The 16,223-nt window shown below is 72.0% G+C and carries 10 protein-coding genes; 5 read left to right on the top strand and 5 right to left on the bottom strand.

Annotated features, from left to right (window positions below):
• Window positions 1–79 precede the first annotated feature (79 nt).
• Window positions 80–1,522, bottom strand: coding sequence for a DEAD/DEAH box helicase (locus WME83_RS21415; protein WP_437321148.1), 1,443 nt, complete (start codon window positions 1,520–1,522; stop codon window positions 80–82).
• A gap of 477 nt (window positions 1,523–1,999) precedes the next feature.
• Between WME83_RS21415 and WME83_RS21410 the strand changes: the two genes are divergently transcribed.
• Together WME83_RS21410 and WME83_RS21405 are read left to right on the top strand one after the other, a co-directional pair.
• Window positions 2,000–3,280, top strand: coding sequence for a hypothetical protein (locus WME83_RS21410; protein WP_437321147.1), 1,281 nt, complete (start codon window positions 2,000–2,002; stop codon window positions 3,278–3,280).
• Between the two features lie 453 nt (window positions 3,281–3,733).
• On the top strand, window positions 3,734–7,036 hold the full coding sequence (locus WME83_RS21405; RefSeq protein ID WP_437321146.1) for a UvrD-helicase domain-containing protein: 3,303 nt from the start codon (window positions 3,734–3,736) through the stop codon (window positions 7,034–7,036).
• A gap of 168 nt (window positions 7,037–7,204) precedes the next feature.
• Here WME83_RS21405 and WME83_RS21400 read toward each other — a convergent pair whose 3' ends face one another.
• Window positions 7,205–9,166 carry an ATP-binding protein gene (locus tag WME83_RS21400; protein ID WP_437321145.1) on the bottom strand — a complete coding sequence of 654 codons (1,962 nt, stop codon included), beginning with the start codon at window positions 9,164–9,166 and terminating at the stop codon, window positions 7,205–7,207.
• Window positions 9,167–9,589: 423 nt separating this feature from the next.
• Here WME83_RS21400 and WME83_RS21395 point away from each other — a divergent pair, with 423 nt between their 5' ends.
• Entirely contained in the window at window positions 9,590–9,970 is a 381-nt protein-coding gene (locus WME83_RS21395; protein ID WP_437321144.1) for a MerR family transcriptional regulator, read from the top strand.
• Between the two features lie 123 nt (window positions 9,971–10,093).
• On the opposite strand, the gene WME83_RS21390 is transcribed toward WME83_RS21395, so the two are convergent.
• Entirely contained in the window at window positions 10,094–12,070 is a 1,977-nt protein-coding gene (locus WME83_RS21390) for an SEL1-like repeat protein (protein ID WP_437321143.1), read from the bottom strand.
• Window positions 12,071–12,194: 124 nt separating this feature from the next.
• Between WME83_RS21390 and mgtE the strand changes: the two genes are divergently transcribed.
• Together mgtE and WME83_RS21380 are read left to right on the top strand one after the other, a co-directional pair.
• Complete coding sequence (gene mgtE, locus WME83_RS21385; RefSeq protein ID WP_437321142.1) at window positions 12,195–13,628, top strand: magnesium transporter; 1,434 nt, start codon at window positions 12,195–12,197, stop codon at window positions 13,626–13,628.
• Window positions 13,629–13,661: 33 nt separating this feature from the next.
• Complete coding sequence (locus WME83_RS21380; RefSeq protein WP_437321141.1) at window positions 13,662–13,952, top strand: SelT/SelW/SelH family protein; 291 nt, start codon at window positions 13,662–13,664, stop codon at window positions 13,950–13,952.
• Between the two features lie 178 nt (window positions 13,953–14,130).
• Here the strand turns inward: WME83_RS21380 and WME83_RS21375 are convergent, their stop codons facing one another.
• Window positions 14,131–15,126, bottom strand: coding sequence for a serine O-acetyltransferase (locus tag WME83_RS21375; protein WP_437321140.1), 996 nt, complete (start codon window positions 15,124–15,126; stop codon window positions 14,131–14,133).
• Between the two features lie 7 nt (window positions 15,127–15,133).
• Window positions 15,134–16,126 carry a cysteine synthase A gene (gene cysK, locus WME83_RS21370; RefSeq protein ID WP_437321139.1) on the bottom strand — a complete coding sequence of 331 codons (993 nt, stop codon included), beginning with the start codon at window positions 16,124–16,126 and terminating at the stop codon, window positions 15,134–15,136.
• Window positions 16,127–16,223: the final 97 nt, after the last annotated feature.

The following is a 16,223-nucleotide window of genomic DNA, read 5'->3' as shown; positions in this document are numbered from 1 at the left end:
CACACCGCGAAAATAATGTGGATGTGGGCAATGCAGGCACGCGCCGGTCGGGGCGGCGAGAGGGCCGCGCGCGGGGGCGTCAGTTGTCCGCGCGCGGGGTATCGTGGCGCGGCTGCGGCCGTGCCTGGGGCTGTCCCTGCGGCTGAGGCCGCGCGTGTCCCTCGGGCCGCGCCGGCGGCTGGGGCCGCGCCGGTCCCTGAGGCCGGGCGTGCCCGTGCGGCTGCGACCTGCCCTGCGCCTGGGGCCGCCCCTGCCCTTGCGGCCGCTGCTGCTGGGGTCGCCCCTGCGCCTGAGGCCGCCCCTGCCCTTGCGGCCGCTGCTGCTGGGGTCGCCCCTGCGCCTGGGGCCGCCCCTGAGGCTGCGCCGAATGGGCGGGCCTGGGGTCGGGCTGGAGCCAGGGGATCCCGGCGATGGAGAGGAGCGGGAGGCGCTTCTGGATGAGGCGCTCGATGTCGGCGAGGTACGGGCGCTCCTCGCTGTCGCAGAACGAGAGCGCCACCCCCGACGCCCCGGCGCGCGCCGTGCGGCCGATGCGGTGCACGTAGCTCTCCGGGATGTTCGGGAGGTCGTAGTTGATGACGTGCGAGATGTCCTCGATGTCGATGCCGCGCGCCGCGATGTCGGTCGCGACGAGCACGCTCGTCGTCCCCTGCTTGAAGCTCGCGAGCGCCCGCTCGCGCGCGCCCTGCGACTTGTTCCCGTGGATCGCGACGGCCTCGATGCGCGCGCGGCTGAGCTGCTGGACCACGCGGTTGGCGCCGTGCTTGGTGCGGGTGAACACGATCGCGCGGCGGAGCGCGGGATCCTTCAGCACGTGCTCGAGCATCGCGCGCTTGTCGGACCGCTCGACGAAGGCCACCCGCTGGTCGATGTTCTCGGCGGTCGTGGCGACCCGCGCGACCTCGACCCGCACCGGGCGATGCAGGATGCTGTCCGCGAGCTTCTGGATGTCCGGCGGCATCGTGGCCGAGAACAGGAGCGTCTGGCGGCGCTCGGGCAGCATCGCGAGCACGCGCCGGATGTCGTGGATGAACCCCATGTCGAGCATTCGGTCGGCCTCGTCGAGCACGAGCGTCTCGAGCCGCCCGAACGGGGAAATGCCCTGCGAGCAGAGGTCGAGCAGCCGGCCCGGCGTCGCCACGAGGACGTCGACCCCGCGGCGCAGCGCCTCCATCTGGGGGCGCTGCCCCACCCCGCCGAAGACGACCGCGGTCCGCAGGCCGAGGTTCTTGCCGTACGTGGTGAAGCTCTCGCCGACCTGCGCGGCGAGCTCGCGCGTCGGGGTGAGCACGAGCACGCGGAGCCCGCGCTGGCTCGGCGCGCCGCTCTGCGCGAGGCGCTGCAGGATCGGCAACGCGAACGCGGCGGTCTTGCCCGTCCCGGTCTGCGCGCACCCGAGGACGTCGTTGCCCTCGAGGATCGGCGGGATGGCCTGCTGCTGAATGGGCGTCGGGGTGCTGTACCCTTCGGCCTCGATGGCGCGGAGCAGCGGTTCGATGAGCTTGAGATCGGCAAATTCCATGGACATCGGGCTCGTGGAGAGCCCCTCCTGAGCAAGGGCGAAAAGCGTCGCGGCACCGCGCCCTCCTTTGCGGAGGGCCCGATCACGGAGAGCTGCCGCCTCGCGTCTCCCTCAGCGGAGGCTGCGAGGTCCACATGACAGCGACCGAGCACCGCGACCCGTGCCAGGTCAGTCCGAGGCCGCGACTCTAGTACGGCGCGGTGAGGAAGTCGAGGCGCGACCGCGCGACCGGCAGCGAGGTCGCGCCGCGCGCCGCGACGGACGCGACGGTCGTCGCCGCGCTCTCCGATTCGATCGGCGCGATCGGCTCGATCGGCTCGATCGGCGCCGCGCCGCGCCCTGCGCGGAGCGGGTTCCGTGCGCTCGGCGCATCGTGCTACACCCTCCCCGAGCCGGGGGGACCGCGGCTCGCGAGCGCCCGCGTCGCTTCGCAGCTCCCCTCCAAGCGTCGCACCCCCGCAGCACGCGCAGCACTCCATGGCCGACACCGCCCAAGCCTCGAACACGCCGGCCCAGGCCGGGCACGCCGCCCCGCAGCCCCCCGGCGCCCCGCAACGCCGCCGCCGGCTGCGGCGCTGGGTCCTCGGCTCCCTCGCCGTCTCGGGGCTCGCCGGCGTCGGGCTGTGGGTCGCGGTGCACCGGATCCCCTGGATGGGCCCGCTCGTCGCGAACGGCCTGCGCTCCGTAATCGGGGCCGAGAACGTGACCGCGATCGAGGAGACCGCCTACGGCGTCGAGGATCGCGTCCACCGGCTCCTTCGCAAGAACGAGCCGCCGAAGACGTACTGGGAGGTGCCCGAGCAGGCGCCGGCCCCGGCCGCGCCCGCCCCCGAAGCGAGCGCCACGGTCGCCCCGGCGGTCGTGGCGGCGGCGTTCCGGCCGAAGGACGTCGGCCCCTCGCACGCGGCCTGGCCGGCGCCCGGCGACGGGCAGTGGGTGCCCATCGTGGATCGCGCGCGCCCGGGCGACCCGCCGCGCCTCTACAAGACGCTGATCCACCCGGATCCGCACCGCTCCTGGGCGGAGCTGTTCATCGTGGCGGTGGATCTCTCGGGGGTCGACGTCCACCTCATGGCCGGCTCGCGGGAGCCGGCGGCGACGACCGAGGAGGGCAAGACCTACGAGCGGCCCGCGAAGATCCCGGAGGCGCACCACGAGCGGCTGCTCGCGGCGTTCAACGGCGGCTTCATGACCGAGCACGGCCAGTGGGGCATGCGGATCGACGGCGTGACCCTGGTGCGCCCCCGGGAGAACGGCTGCACCCTCGCCCTCCACGGCGACGGCCGGATGCAGATCGCGCCGTGGGCCCGCGTGGCCGAGGGCGAGGGCGGCATGCGGTGGTGGCGGCAGACGCCGAGCTGCATGGTCGACGAGGGCGAGCTCCACCCGGCGCTCCGCGCGCCCGAGGTCCGCAACTGGGGCGCCACGCTGGACGGCAACACGGTGATCCGCCGCTCCGCGGTGGGGCTCGATCGCGACGGCAAGGTCCTCTTCGTGGCGATCAGCAACCACACGACGGCGCCCGCCATCGCGCTCGGGCTGCGCCACGTCGGCGCCACGGCGGTGGCGCAGCTCGACGTGAACTGGTCGTACCCGAAGTTCTTGCTCTACGAGCCCGGCGAGGGCGGCGCGCTCATGCCTGTCGCGCTGGCGAGCGGCTTCGAGTTCTCGGAAGACGAGTACATCCGCAAGCGCTCCCTGCGCGACTTCTTCTACCTGACCCGCAAGGCCCAGGCGCCCTCCGCCGCGACGCCGTGACCCGGCGCGGCGCGCGGCGGCCCCCGCCGGCCGGGCCGTCGCGCTGACGGGCGTGCCGGCCGGGCTCCGGCTGGCGCGATGGCGCGGCACGCCTCGCGCTGCGCGAGCGCACCCCGAGGGCCGCTCGGCAGGGCCGTTCAGACACGATCGCTCGCGGTCGCAGGTCCGCAGCGTTCAACCTGCCTGAGCCACATCCTCTCCAGGCGAGCTCACCTGGGTTCCTGTACCCATTGCATCGAGCGATCGATCTTTGCCGCGCATCGAACCTCATTGCGCCGCACGACCCTTTACGTCGAGCGCGCGTCTTTTGCCGCGCATCAAATGTCTTCGTGCAGTATGAGTCTTTACGCCGAGCGCGCCTTGATTTCCTAACGATATTCGACAAAAGCAGCGGTGTCCGCGATTGACAGCGCGAGGGAGTCCGATACGTAACGACACCTCACGGCGGACCCCATGCGTTTCTATGCAGACCTCCATGTGCACTCGAAGTATTCCCGCGCGACGAGCAGCGATTGCGATCTTGCGCACCTGAGCTACTGGGCTCAGCGCAAGGGCATCGCGGTGATCGGCACGGGGGATTTCACCCATCCGGCGTGGATGGCCGAGCTCCGCGAGAGCCTCGTGCCCGCCGAGCCAGGGCTGTTTCGCCTGCGGGACGACCTCGATCGCGCGGTCTCGGAGCGGCTCCCCGGCGCGTGCCGCGGGCCGACCCGCTTCGTCCTCTCGGTGGAGATCTCGACGATCTACAAGAAGGGAGAACGGACGCGCAAAATCCATCATCTCCTCTATGCGCCGGACTTCGAGGCCGCGGACCGGATGGTCCGCGCGCTCTCGAAGATCGGCAACCTGACCGCCGACGGGCGGCCGATCCTGGGGCTCGATTCGCGTCACCTGCTCGAGATCGTGCTGGAGTCGGGCGAGGGCTCCTACCTCGTGCCGGCGCACATCTGGACTCCCTGGTTCTCGGTGCTCGGCTCCAAGGCCGGCTTCGACGCGGTCGAGGAGTGCTACGGCGATCTCGCGCCGCACATCTTCGCGCTCGAGACCGGGCTCTCGTCCGATCCCGCGATGAACTGGCGCATCTCCGGGCTCGATCGCTACCGGCTCGTCTCCAGCTCGGACGCGCACTCGCCCGCGAAGCTCGGCCGCGAGGCCACGGCGTTCGACGCGCCGCTCGACTACTTCGCGATCCGGCGCGCCCTGGAGACCGGACAGGGCTTCGGCGGCACGGTGGAGTTCTTCCCGGAGGAGGGCAAATACCACCTCGACGGCCACCGGAAGTGCAATGTCGTGCTGTCGCCGGCGGAGACGCGGGCGCTCTCCCTCGCGTGCCCCGTGTGCGGGCACCCGGTCACCGTGGGTGTGCTGCACCGGGTCGAGGAGCTCGCCGACCGCGAGGAGGGGGTGCGCCCCGAGGGCGCGACCGAGTTCCGCAACCTGGTGCCGCTGCCCGAGGTGCTGGCCGAGCTCCACGGCGTGGGCGCCTCCAGCAAGGTGGTGCAGCGGAGCTACGACGGGGTGCTGTCGCGGCTCGGCCCCGAGCTGTTCCTCCTCGGCGACGCCCCGCTCGACGAGATCGCGCGCGCCGGGACGCCGCTCCTCTCCGAGGCGATCGCGCGGATGCGCGAGGGGCGCGTGATCCGCGACGCCGGCTACGACGGCGAGTACGGCGTGATCCGGGTCTTCCAGCCGGAGGAGCTCACGCAGCGCCGCGGGGGCGGGCTCCTCTTCCAGCCCGAGCCCGCGGCGCCGGAGCCGCCGTCCGCGCCCGCGCGCCCTCCCGCGCCGGCGCGCGCTTCCGAGGCGTCGCGGCCGCCCCCGCGCCGCGGCCGGGCCCCCGCCGAGCGCGCGTCGGGGCACGCCGGCGAGGCGTCCCTCGGCGCGCCGCCCGGCGGAGGGCCCCCGGGCGGCGCGGGGCTGCTCGACGGGCTCGACCCGGAGCAGCGGGCCGCGGCGGAGCTCACCGAGGGCGCGGTGCTCCTCCTGGCGGGGCCGGGCACGGGAAAGACCCGCACGCTGACGCACCGGATCGCCCACCTCGTCCTGGACCTCGGCGTGCCTCCGGAGCAGTGCCTCGCGATCACCTTCACGCGCCGGGCCGCCGACGAGATGCGGGAGCGGCTCGGCGCGCTGCTCGGCGAGGCCGGCGGCCGCGTGCCGGCCATGACCTTCCACGCGCTCGGCCTCTCGCTGCTCCGCGAGCACGCGCAGGCCGCCGGCGGCGCTCCGCCCGGGATCGCCGGCGAGCGCGAGCGGCTGGCGATGCTCGCCGCGGCGCTCAACGTCCCGGAGCGGCGGGCGGCCCGGCTGCTCGCCGACATCGCCGCGCTGAAGCGGCGCTACCCGCGCCACGCCGACGCGCCCCGGCCGCAGGAGGGCGCGCCGGCCGAAGGCGGCGAGATCGACCGCCACCTCGACCGCGCGTGGAAGGTGTACGAGGACGAGCTCGCCGCGCGCGGGCTCCTCGACCTGGACGATCTCATCGGCCATGCGGTCCTGCTCCTCGAGGCGCAGGGCGACGCGCTCGCCGCGGCGCGCGCGCGGGCCCGGTATCTCTCCATCGACGAGTACCAGGACATCGACGAGCGCCAGTACCGGCTCGTGCGCGCGCTGGTCCCGCCCGGCGGGAACGTCTGCGCCATCGGCGATCCGGATCAGGCGATCTACGGCTTCCGCGGCGCGGACGTGGGCTTCTTCTTCCGCTTCCAGCAGGATTTCCCGGCGGCGCGCGTGGTGCGGTTGAAGCGGAATTACCGCTCGTCGCGCCCCATCGTCGAGGCGGCGCTCCAGGTGATCGCGCCCTCGCCGACGCTCGGCGCGCGGGAGCTCCTGCCGAGCGCGGGCGGCGTGGAGCGCGCGGGGGGCGTGGAGCTCGTGGCGGTTCATGAATCGCCCACGGAGGCGGCCGAGGCCGAGCGCGTGGTGCACACCATCGAGCGGATGCTCGGGGGGTCGACGTTCTTCTCGATGGATAGCGGGCGGGTGGACTCGCCCGCGGCGGGCGGCGAGCACTCCTTCTCGGATTTCGCGGTGCTCTACCGGACGGAGGCGCAATCCGAGGCGCTCCGGGAGGCGTTCGCTCGCTCGGGCATGCCGTTCCAGCGGCGGTCCGAGCGCCGCCTCGTCGAGCGCGCGGCCTCGGAGGCGCTCGCGCGTGCGCTGGCCGGCGCTCCGCCGGGGCCGCTCGCGGCGCGGCTCAAGGCGGCCGCGGCGCGGCTGCGGGAGGAGGTCGCGCAGCCGGCGGTGGACGTCGTTCCGCCCGCGGAGGGCGCGGCGCGCCTCGGCGAGGCCGACGTGGACGCGGCGCTGGAGCTGCTCTTGCCGCTCGCGGAGCGCTGCGGAGGGGATCTCGACCGCTTCTCGATCGAGCTCGCGGTGAGCACGGAGATCGACGCGTGGGATCCGCGGGCCGACCGCATCTCGCTCCTCACGCTGCACGCGGCCAAGGGGCTGGAGTTCCGGGTGGTCTTCCTGGTGGGGTGCGAGGACGGCCTGCTCCCGTTGCGGTTCCCTGGCAGGGAGGAGACGGACGTCGCCGAGGAGCGCCGGCTCTTCTATGTCGGCATGACGCGGGCGCGAGAGCGGCTGTTCCTCACGCGCGCGATGCAGCGCGCGCGGCACGGCAAGGTGGTCGAGACCGAGGTCTCGCCGTTCGTTCGCGAGGTCGAGGAGCGGCTGCTCCTGCGGGCCGGTCCGTCGCCGGAGGCGCAGAAGAAGCCGCGCGCGGCGGCGGATCGTCAGATGAAGCTGTTCTAGGGCAGCGCTCGCGCCGCGCCTGAACAGCGACCCCGAGGACAAGAACCGTCAGGCGCCAAGGACGCCAGAGGACCCGAAGGTCCGCTCCTCGGCGTCCAAGACGGCTCGAATCACCCTCTTCTTGATGGCGACCAGCGCGCCTTGAGGTTCAAACCGCGTCGAGCACCGCTAGCGAGCGTCCTCGTCGCTTGTCCCCGCGGTCGCCCCCGAGGAGGCGCTGCGCGACGGTCGCCCGACCAGCTGCGCGACGGTCGCCACGAAGCGACCCGGCTCCAGGGGCTTCGCGATGTACTCGTCATACCCGCCCTCGATCGCTCGTCGCCGGTAGTGCTCCCCCGCGTAGGACGTCACCGCGATCGCGCGGATGCTGCGGACCTGCGGGTCGACGTGGCTGCGGAGCGTGTCGATGAGCACGTAGCCGTCGCGCCCCGGCATACCGATGTCGCTGATCATCACGTCGAACGCTCGCGAGGAGAGCTGCGCGAGCGCCTCGTCAACCGACGCTGCGCACGCGACCGTCGCTTCCGCCCCGGTGAGCATGTACGCGAACAGCTCCCGCGTATCGGCGTCGTCGTCCACGATGAGCACGCGCACGTCGCGCAGCGTCACCTTCCTTCGTGGAGCAGGCTGCCTCACGGAGTCCGCTGCAGGCTCGCGGAATGGCAGCGTCACCGTGAACGTCGCGCCGCGCCCCTCGCCGTCGCTGTCGGCCGTGACCGTGCCTCCGTGCGCCTCCACGAGGTACCGCACGAGCGAGAGTCCTAGCCCGAGACCTCCGTGCTTGCGCGTGGTGCCCGTGTCCTCCTGACGGAATCGCTCGAAGACGTGCGGCAAGAACTCGCGCGCGATGCCCTGCCCGGTATCCCGGACGACAATCCGTCTCTGCCCGCCGGCACGCTCGAGCCATACCTCGACCCTCCCGCACTCGGGCGTGAACTTCACGGCGTTGGACAGGAGATTCCAGGCGACCTGCTGAAGCCGCGCGGGGTCGCCGGCCGCCCTGCGCGCGGAGTCGTCGATGTGCAGCGTCAGCTCGATCCTCTTCGCGTCCGCCGCAGGGCGGACCGTGTCGAGCGCCGAGCTCAGGATCTCGCCGAGATCGACGACGCCGACGCTGATCCGCAGCTTTCCGGTCACGATGCGCGACACGTCGAGGAGATCCTCGATGACCCTCAGCTGCACTGCGGTGTTCCGCTGGATCACCGTCAGCGCGTGCTTGACGGTCGCCGCGTCTTCCGGGACGCCGTTGGCGATATGCGACCATCCAAGGATTGCATTGAGCGGCGTCCGCAGCTCATGAGAGAGGACCGCCAAGAACTCGTCCTTCAAGCGGCTCGCCGCCTCCGCCGCTGCTCGGGCCGCTCGCTCCATCGCGAGGACCCGCTCGCGCTCGGCCTCGGCGCGCTCGCGATCGGCAAGAGCTTGCCGCAGCGCGCCCTCGAGCTCCTCGCGGTACTCGAGCTCGCTCTCCAGCGCTCGCGCGCGCTGCTGGAGCACGCTGATCTCCCGCAGGCGGGCGTGCTCGTCGAGCTGCGTGTACCTCTCGGTGGGAATCACGTGCGCGTGCGTGCTGCAGACGTCTCGAAACCGCGATCCGTGCGTATCCGTGCGGAAGCCGCCCATCGCGTAAGCGCACAGGAGGGCGATCGCGCCGTCGCTCACGATCTCGTTCCAGAGCTCCTCCAGCCGGATGGCCGCGTCCGGGTTCGCGTCGCGCCACAGGACGTCCACCATCTCCCCGTAAGCGCGCACGGTCACCCCGTCGCTCCCGCGCCGGCTCTGCTCTATCAACCGGCGAATCGTGCCTCGAAAGAGCTCGGGATCCGGCATCGCGCCGGTCATGAACGTGGAGAGCGTCTCGCGCGCGTCCAGGAAGATGACACGACCTTCTGCGCAGAGCGCGTCGAGCTCGGGCCTCGCCGACGCCAGGCGAGCAACGAACGCGTCGCGATGCGGCTCCGTGGCAATGACGAGGAGGGGCTGACCCGCGTCCAGCCCTTCCATCAGGAAAGCGGCGACTCTCTCAGCCAGAAAGGTCTCGCTCTCATAGAACTGGACTGCGTGGTTGGGCACGTCGAACGGCGCGACGCGCGGGCCGGTGACGGCGACGTCACCGCGTGAGACATCCATGGTCATCCGCACCGTGGCCCTCCCCCATGCTGGGATCGACCGAACGCCATCCCAGGACGCCGGCGGATAGAGCCAGGCGCTTTCGTGACGGCCCGTAGGTTACGGTATGCGCTCCCGCGTGACAACCTCCTTTCCAACAATCGTCTACGTCGGATTCGCAGCCTTGCCGCGACAGGGCGGAAAGCGCGCATGGGCTGAACAGAGCGCGGCGCGTTCGCGGCGACCGAACCGAACCGGTGTGCGCTCTTTCGACGAACTATCGGCGGATCGGGTTGACCGACGCCGCGCGGCGCGGCGCGGCGAGCACTGGGTGTGCCTGATGACGACCGCACAGGGCGCGGCCGGCGCCCGCGACGGCGAGGGCGGCGGATGACGTGGCCGCTGCCACGTGCGCGCCGGCGGCGCCCACCCTATACGGATCTGATGCGTCGTCGCCTCACCATCGGGGAGGTCGCGAAGAGGACCGGCGTCCCGGTGAAGACGCTGCGCTTCTACTCGAATGAAGGGCTCCTGCCGCCGACCGGCCGCAGCCCGGGTGGGTACCGGCTCTACGGCGAGGACGACCTCGCCCGCATCGATCGGATCCGGACGTTGCGCGACGTCGGGCTGGATCTGGCGACCATCCGGGCCGTGCTCGCCGACGCGGAGAGCCTCGACCGGGCGCTGCGCCGGCGGCTGCGCGCGATTGGCTGGTCGGGCACCACCGGGACCGGAGCGCGGGCGCGATCGGTTATGGAGAGCTGCTGGCGATCCTGCGGGGCGAGCCGGCGCTGGCGGGCCCCTCCGAGGAGTGGTCATGGCTGATCGAGGCGGCGCGCGCGCACCTCGCGCGGTGAGCCCTGCGCCCCGGCGCGAGGCAGCGCCCCGGCGCGAGGCAGCGCCTCGGCGCCGTGCGCTCGCGGTTCGCCGGAGCGCCGCGGCCCTCGCCTACTTGCGCGCGCCGCCGAGCCGCTTCGCGCTCGCGCACGCCGCCTTGTCCTGGGTCCGCGAGCACTGCTCCGCGTAGAAGGCCCGCGCGCGCTCCTTGTCCTTCTTCTCCAAGAGCTGGCCGAACGCGTCGCACGCCTTCTTCTCTCCCCACTGCGAGCACGCCCTCTCGTACAGCGAGAACGCCCGCTCCGGGTCGGCCGCCACCCCGTCGCCGCGCTGCCAGATCTCCGCGGCCCGCAGGCAGCCGCCCGAGCCGCACACCTTCTCGTAGAGCGCGGCGGCGCGCGCCATGTCCTTCGGAATGCCGGTCCCCTTCTCGTACATCCCGGCGAGGCTCATGCACGCCTCGGCGCCGAAGCCCTTCTCCGGACAACCCTTCTCGAAGAACGAATAGGCCTTCGCGACGTCCCTCGGCACGCCGTCGCCCTCCGCGTAGACCGCGCCCGCGGCGTTGCACGCGCGCATGTCGCCCAGGCTGCAGCCGCGCCGGTACGCGGCGATCGCCTTCACCCCGTCCTTGGGCGCGCCCTGCCCCTTGCGAAGGATGTCCCCGAGGTCGACGCAGTCCTCGGCCTGGCCCCCCTCGCACGCGCGCTGGAGCACGCCCACCGCCACCGCCACGTCCTTCGCCGCGAGCTTCCCCTCGATGAGCATCTTGCCCAGCGCGCTGCAGCTCGGCCCGTACCCGAGATCGCAGCCGCGCCGGAGGAACGCGACCGCGCGCGTCGCGTCCTTCGGGAGGACCGCCTGCGGGCCCTCGCTCAGGTACCACTCGGCCGCGCTGAAGCACGTCCAGCCGTCGCCCATCTCGCACGCCTTGTCGGCGAACTCGCGCACCTTCGCCCGCCCCGCGGTGTCCGGCGGCACCTTGGCGCTCTGGATGTCGCGCAGCTGCAGCCGCGCCCGCGCGTAGCAGGCCTGCGCGACGCCGGCGCCGCACGCCTTCTCGAACAGCTCCGCCGCCCTCGCGTCGTCGCGCGGCAGGTCCTTGCCGCTCAGGTAGTGAACCCCGAGGTGATAGCAGCTGCCGAGGTCGCCCTTCCCGCACTGCGCCGCGCACGCCCTCGAGTCCGCGGGCTCGCACAGGTGCGCGGGCGCGGTCGCCGGCGGCGAGCACTTCGCCCCGCTCCGCACCGTCCCGACCGGGCACGAGCTCGACAGCTTCGGGAGCTCGTCCTCGGTCGGCTTCGCCGCCGGCTCGGCCGTCTCCGCCTTCTTCGCCTCCAGCGGGACGAGCTCCAGGCGAAGCGGCGCATGGCAGCGGTCCGTCGGCGCTTGCGCGTCGGGCTTCGCGGCCCGGCACGCCTCGAGCTCCCCTTCCCGGCTCGCGGTGCCCCCCTGGTTCGACGACGCCGCAGGCCCGACCGCCGCGAAGACCTGATCGACCGTCCGCGCCGCGCCGCGGCTGCCCGGCGCCATCGCGAAGGCCCCGAGGAGCGCCGCCCGCACGAAGTGCGTCGCGCCCTCGCAGCTGCCCGAGAGGTCCTGCGCCGAGGCCGAGGTCACCGTGGTCGCCATCTTCCCTGCGGGCACGAGCGCCACGTCGAACGCCGCCGTCTGGCTGCCTTCGATCGCCGTGCTGAGCGCCGGCGCGCCGAACGGAACGTTCGCCTGCATCTCCGCAGGATCTGTTAACTGGATTACTTTTTCGCCCCGGCTCACGCCCGCGTAGGAGTAGGTCCCTGGGAGCCTGCACTGGGCGAGGAGCTTCAACGTCGTGCAGTCGTAGGACACGACGGCGACGCCTTCTTTCATCGCGAGGCCGAGATCGGAGCGGCGGGTCGTGAGCCAGTCGACGATGAGCGGCTCGGTGTGGCCGATGGCCGGACACCCGCCGGTGTTCTCGCCGGCGCTGCTCGCGGGCAAGACGGTGGGCCGGGGCGGGTGCACGACCACCTCGGGATCCAGGCCCGGTCCACAGGCCGTCGCTGCGAGCGAGAGCCCAACCACGCACATGTCGAAGGCGCGCTTCATCGGGGCGACAGAACCATGAGCCGTGGGGTCCGGTCAATATGGCGAGCGCGGCAGCGCGCCCGCACGCCGGCCGCGCGGTCCGTGCCGGGCTATGCTCGGCGCGCCGCCCGCGCCCGGAGCCTCCATGAGCACGTCCAGGTCCCAGGAGAGACTGCAAGAGAGCCAGAGCCTGGTAACTACCCTGCTCGAAAAGCAACGCGTCATCGAGGCCCTGACGCACAAGCAGGAGAGCAAGAACAAAGAGCTGATCGAGTCGCTGGTCCACCGTCAAAATCTCGCCCTGCTGCAGAGGAAGCTCAGGGATCTGCACCCGGCGGACCTCGCTCACATCATCGAGGTGCTCCCCCAGCCGGACCGGCTTGTGGTCTGGGCTGAGCTCGAGCCCTACCACGCCGCACAGGTGCTGCTCGAGGCCTCGCCGTCGGTGCGCGACTCGCTCGTGGCGGAGACGGAGCGCGGCCGCCTTGTCGCGCTCCTCGGCCAGCTCGACCCTGACGATCTCGCCTACATCAACGGGTCGATCGACCCGGAGATCGTGGCGGAGGTCTACCAGTCGCTGGACGCGCGCGAGCAGTCGCTGTTCCGGTCGACGATCGCCTACCCGGACGACTCGGTCGGCCACCTGATGAGCCCGGAGCTCGTGTGGGTGCGCGACGGCTGGGATATCGCTGGCGCGCTCGAGGAGGTGCGCCGGCGGGCCGAGCTGCCGTCGCACACGGAGGCGCTGTTCGTGGTCGACGTGCGCAACGTGCTCCGCGGCACGCTCTCGCTGAAGGACCTGCTGCTCCGCCCGCCGAGCGCGCGCGTGAGCGCGGTGATGTCCACGGACGTGGTGAGCTTCACGCCGCGGGAGCGGGCCAGCGACGCGGCCAAGGCGTTCGAGCGGTACGACCTCATCGCCGCGCCGGTGGTGGACGAGCGCGGCAAGCTGATCGGCCGGCTGACCGTCGATGTGGTGATGGATTTCCTGCGGCGGCAGGCGCAGAGCGAGGCGCTGCGGCGCGCGGGCCTGGCGGGCGAGGAGGACTACTTCGCCCCCGCGTGGACGAGCGCGAGGAACCGCTGGCTCTGGCTGTTCGTCAACCTGCTCACGGCGTTCGTGGCCTCGCGGGTCATCGGCCTCTTCGAGAGCACCATTCGGGATCTCGTGGCGCTGGCCGCGCTGATGCCGATCGTGGCGAGCGTCGGCGGCAACACCGGCAATCAGACGGTGGCGCTCGTCATCCGGGGCCTCGCGCTCGACCGGATCACGCGGGCGAACGTGCGCCATCTCCTGCAAAAGGAGCTCTTCGTGGGCCTGATGAACGGCGCGGTGTGGGGCACGCTGGTGGGGCTCTCTGCCATGGCCCTTTACGGCAGCGTCCCGCTCGGTCTGGTGATGGCCGCGGCGATCCTGCTCAACCTGGTGGTGGCGGCCATGGTCGGCTGCGTGGTTCCGATCGTGCTTCAGCGCCTGGGCCGCGATCCGGCCCAGGGTTCGAGCGTCCTGCTCACGTTCACCACGGACAGCATGGGTTTCTTCATTTTCCTCGGCCTGGCCCGAGCGTTCCTCGTCTGATCCAGCGCCGTCCGATCGCGCTACGCTCGCGTCATGGACACCGTCCCTGCCCCGCCCCGCCCGCTCGTCGCGATCCGGTACTGCCCGAAGTGCCGCTGGCTGACGCGCGCCGCCTGGCTTGCTCAGGAGCTGCTCATCACGTTCCCCGACGAGATCGACGTGCTCCTCTCGCCTGCCGCGAGCGGCGTCTTCGACGTCACGCTCGACGGCGCCCTCCTCTTCTCGCGCGCCTCCGCCGAGCGTTTCCCCGAGCCCAAGGAGCTGAAGCAATCGATCCGCGACCGCATCGCCCCCGACCGCCCCCTAGGCCACTCCGACCGCTGACCCCGCGCGCCCCGCTCAATCCCCTCTTTTACATCCAAACCATACAAATGTTATCGCCCGCGGCGGTCGCCCGCACAGGAGACGGGCCCAGATCGGCGTTTTCGGCGCGCAGGCGTACTCTTGTACGCCGAGCACCGAAAACGTCGAGATGGGCCCGTATCCGAAGCGGGCGACTGCCTCAGATATCGAAGTCGAGGATGGAGGAGTCGAGCTCTGAGCCGCCGACCGCAGGCGGGCCCTGGGACGGCGAGGCGACGCGCAGCCTGGGCGCCTCGATCGCCACGCGCTGGCCGCCGGCGACGCTCTTCGTCAGGAACACCGAGCCGCCCACCACGCTCCCCTGCCCCAACACCGTCTTTCCGCCGAGCACGGTGGCGTTCGCGTAGATGGTGACGTCGTCCTCCACCGTGGGGTGGCGCTTCAGCCCGCGCGCGCCCCGCGAGTGCTGGGGCAAGGACAGGGCGCCGAGCGTCACGCCCTGGTAGAGCTTGACGTGCGCGCCGATGTCGGTGGTCTCGCCGATGACGACGCCGGTCGCGTGATCGATGAAGAAGCTGTCGCCGATGTTGGCGCCCGGGTGGATGTCGGCGCCCGTCCGCGTGTGCGCCCACTCGCTCATGATCCGGGGCATCAGCGGCACGCCGAGCAGGTACAGCTCGTGCGCGACCCGGTGCACCGTCACGGCGAGCAGGCCCGGATAGGCCAGGATGATCTCGTCCATCGAGGCCGCCGCCGGGTCGCCGTCGTAGGCCGCCTGCACGTCGAGCAGGAGGCGCCGCCGGACGTCCGGCAGCCGGCTCACGAACGCCCGCGCCACGTCGCGCCCCCGCTGCCGGCACTTCGGGACGTCGAGGCGCCCCGCGTCAACCGTCTCGTCCTGGAAGCAGAGGCAGCGCTCGATCTGCCGCTCCAGCTTGTCCCGCAGGTTCGAGACCAGCGTGCCCACGTGGTAGAGCAGGTCCTCGTCCGACAGGTCCTGCCGCCCGTGGTAGCCCGGGTAGAAGATCTGGAGCAGAAGATCGATGATCTCCGTGATCTCCTGGCGCGACGGGGTGAAGCGCTTGTTGATGTGATGCCCGCGCGGATCTCCGCGGTAGCTCGCGATCAGCGCATCGACGATGCCGTGCAGGTCGCCCGACGCCTGGGCGGAGGCAGCATCACATTCCTTGCTCACGTCGACCTCACGAGGCCTTCATCGCCTCGACCTCCGCGAACATCCCTTCGAAGAGGGGCCCGGAGAGGTACCGCTCGCCGGCGTCCGGCAGGATGGCCACGATGGTCTTGCCTTCCCACTTCGGATCCCGCGCGAGCCGGCTCGCCGCGACCATCGCGGCGCCGCAGGAGACGCCGCACAGGATGCCCTCCTCGCGCGCCAGGCGCCGCGACATGGCGATCGACTCGTCGCTGGAGACCGCCTCGACCTGATCCACGAAGGAGAGGTCGAGGTTCTTGGGGACGAAGCCGGCGCCGATGCCCTGGATCTTGTGGGGCGACGGGGTGAGCGGCTGGCCCGCGAGCGTCTGCGCGATGACCGGCGAGTGGACCGGCTCCACGGCCACCGAGTGGAGCGCGCGGCCGCGGACGCGCTCGAAGTAGCGGCTGACGCCGGTCAGCGTGCCGCCGGTGCCCACGCCCGAGACGAGGACGTCGACGTTGCCGCCGGTGTCGTCCCAGATCTCGGGGCCGGTCGTGGTCTCGTGGATGGCGGGGTTCGCCGGGTTCTCGAACTGCCGCATCAGCACGTAGCGGCCGGGGTCCGAGGCGGCCAGGGCCTCGGCCTTGGCGATGGCGCCGTTCATCCCCTGGGAGCCCGGCGTCAGGAGGAGCTTGGCCCCGAGGGCCACGAGCACCTTGCGCCGCTCCATGCTCATCGTCTCGGGCATGGTGAGCACGCACTCGATGCCGCGCGAGGCGGCGGCGAAGGCCAGCGCGATGCCGGTGTTGCCGCTGGTCGCCTCGACGATCGCCTTGCCGGGGCCGAGCGTGCCCCGCTTCTCGGCCTCCCAGACCATGGCCGCGCCGATGCGGCACTTGACCGAGTAGGCCGGGTTCCGTCCCTCGATCTTCGCCAGCACGATCGCGCCGCCGCCGTCGGTGACCCGGCGGATGCGAACGAGCGGCGTGCGGCCGATGCTCTGGGTGTTGTCTTCGTAGACGCGGGGGAAGTTGGTCATGGGGGGCCGTGCGGGTGGGAGGAGGGGAAAGGAGATCCAGAGGCGCCCCTCGCTGTCAAGGCCCACGTTCGCCCCGCCCCTCGCCGCCCCGGATTTC

It is taken from the genome of Sorangium sp. So ce385 (assembly GCF_051474135.1).
GTDB classification, from domain to species: domain Bacteria; phylum Myxococcota_A; class Polyangia; order Polyangiales; family Polyangiaceae; genus Sorangium; species Sorangium cellulosum_D.
This window is presented reverse-complemented; position numbering and strand designations above follow the sequence as displayed.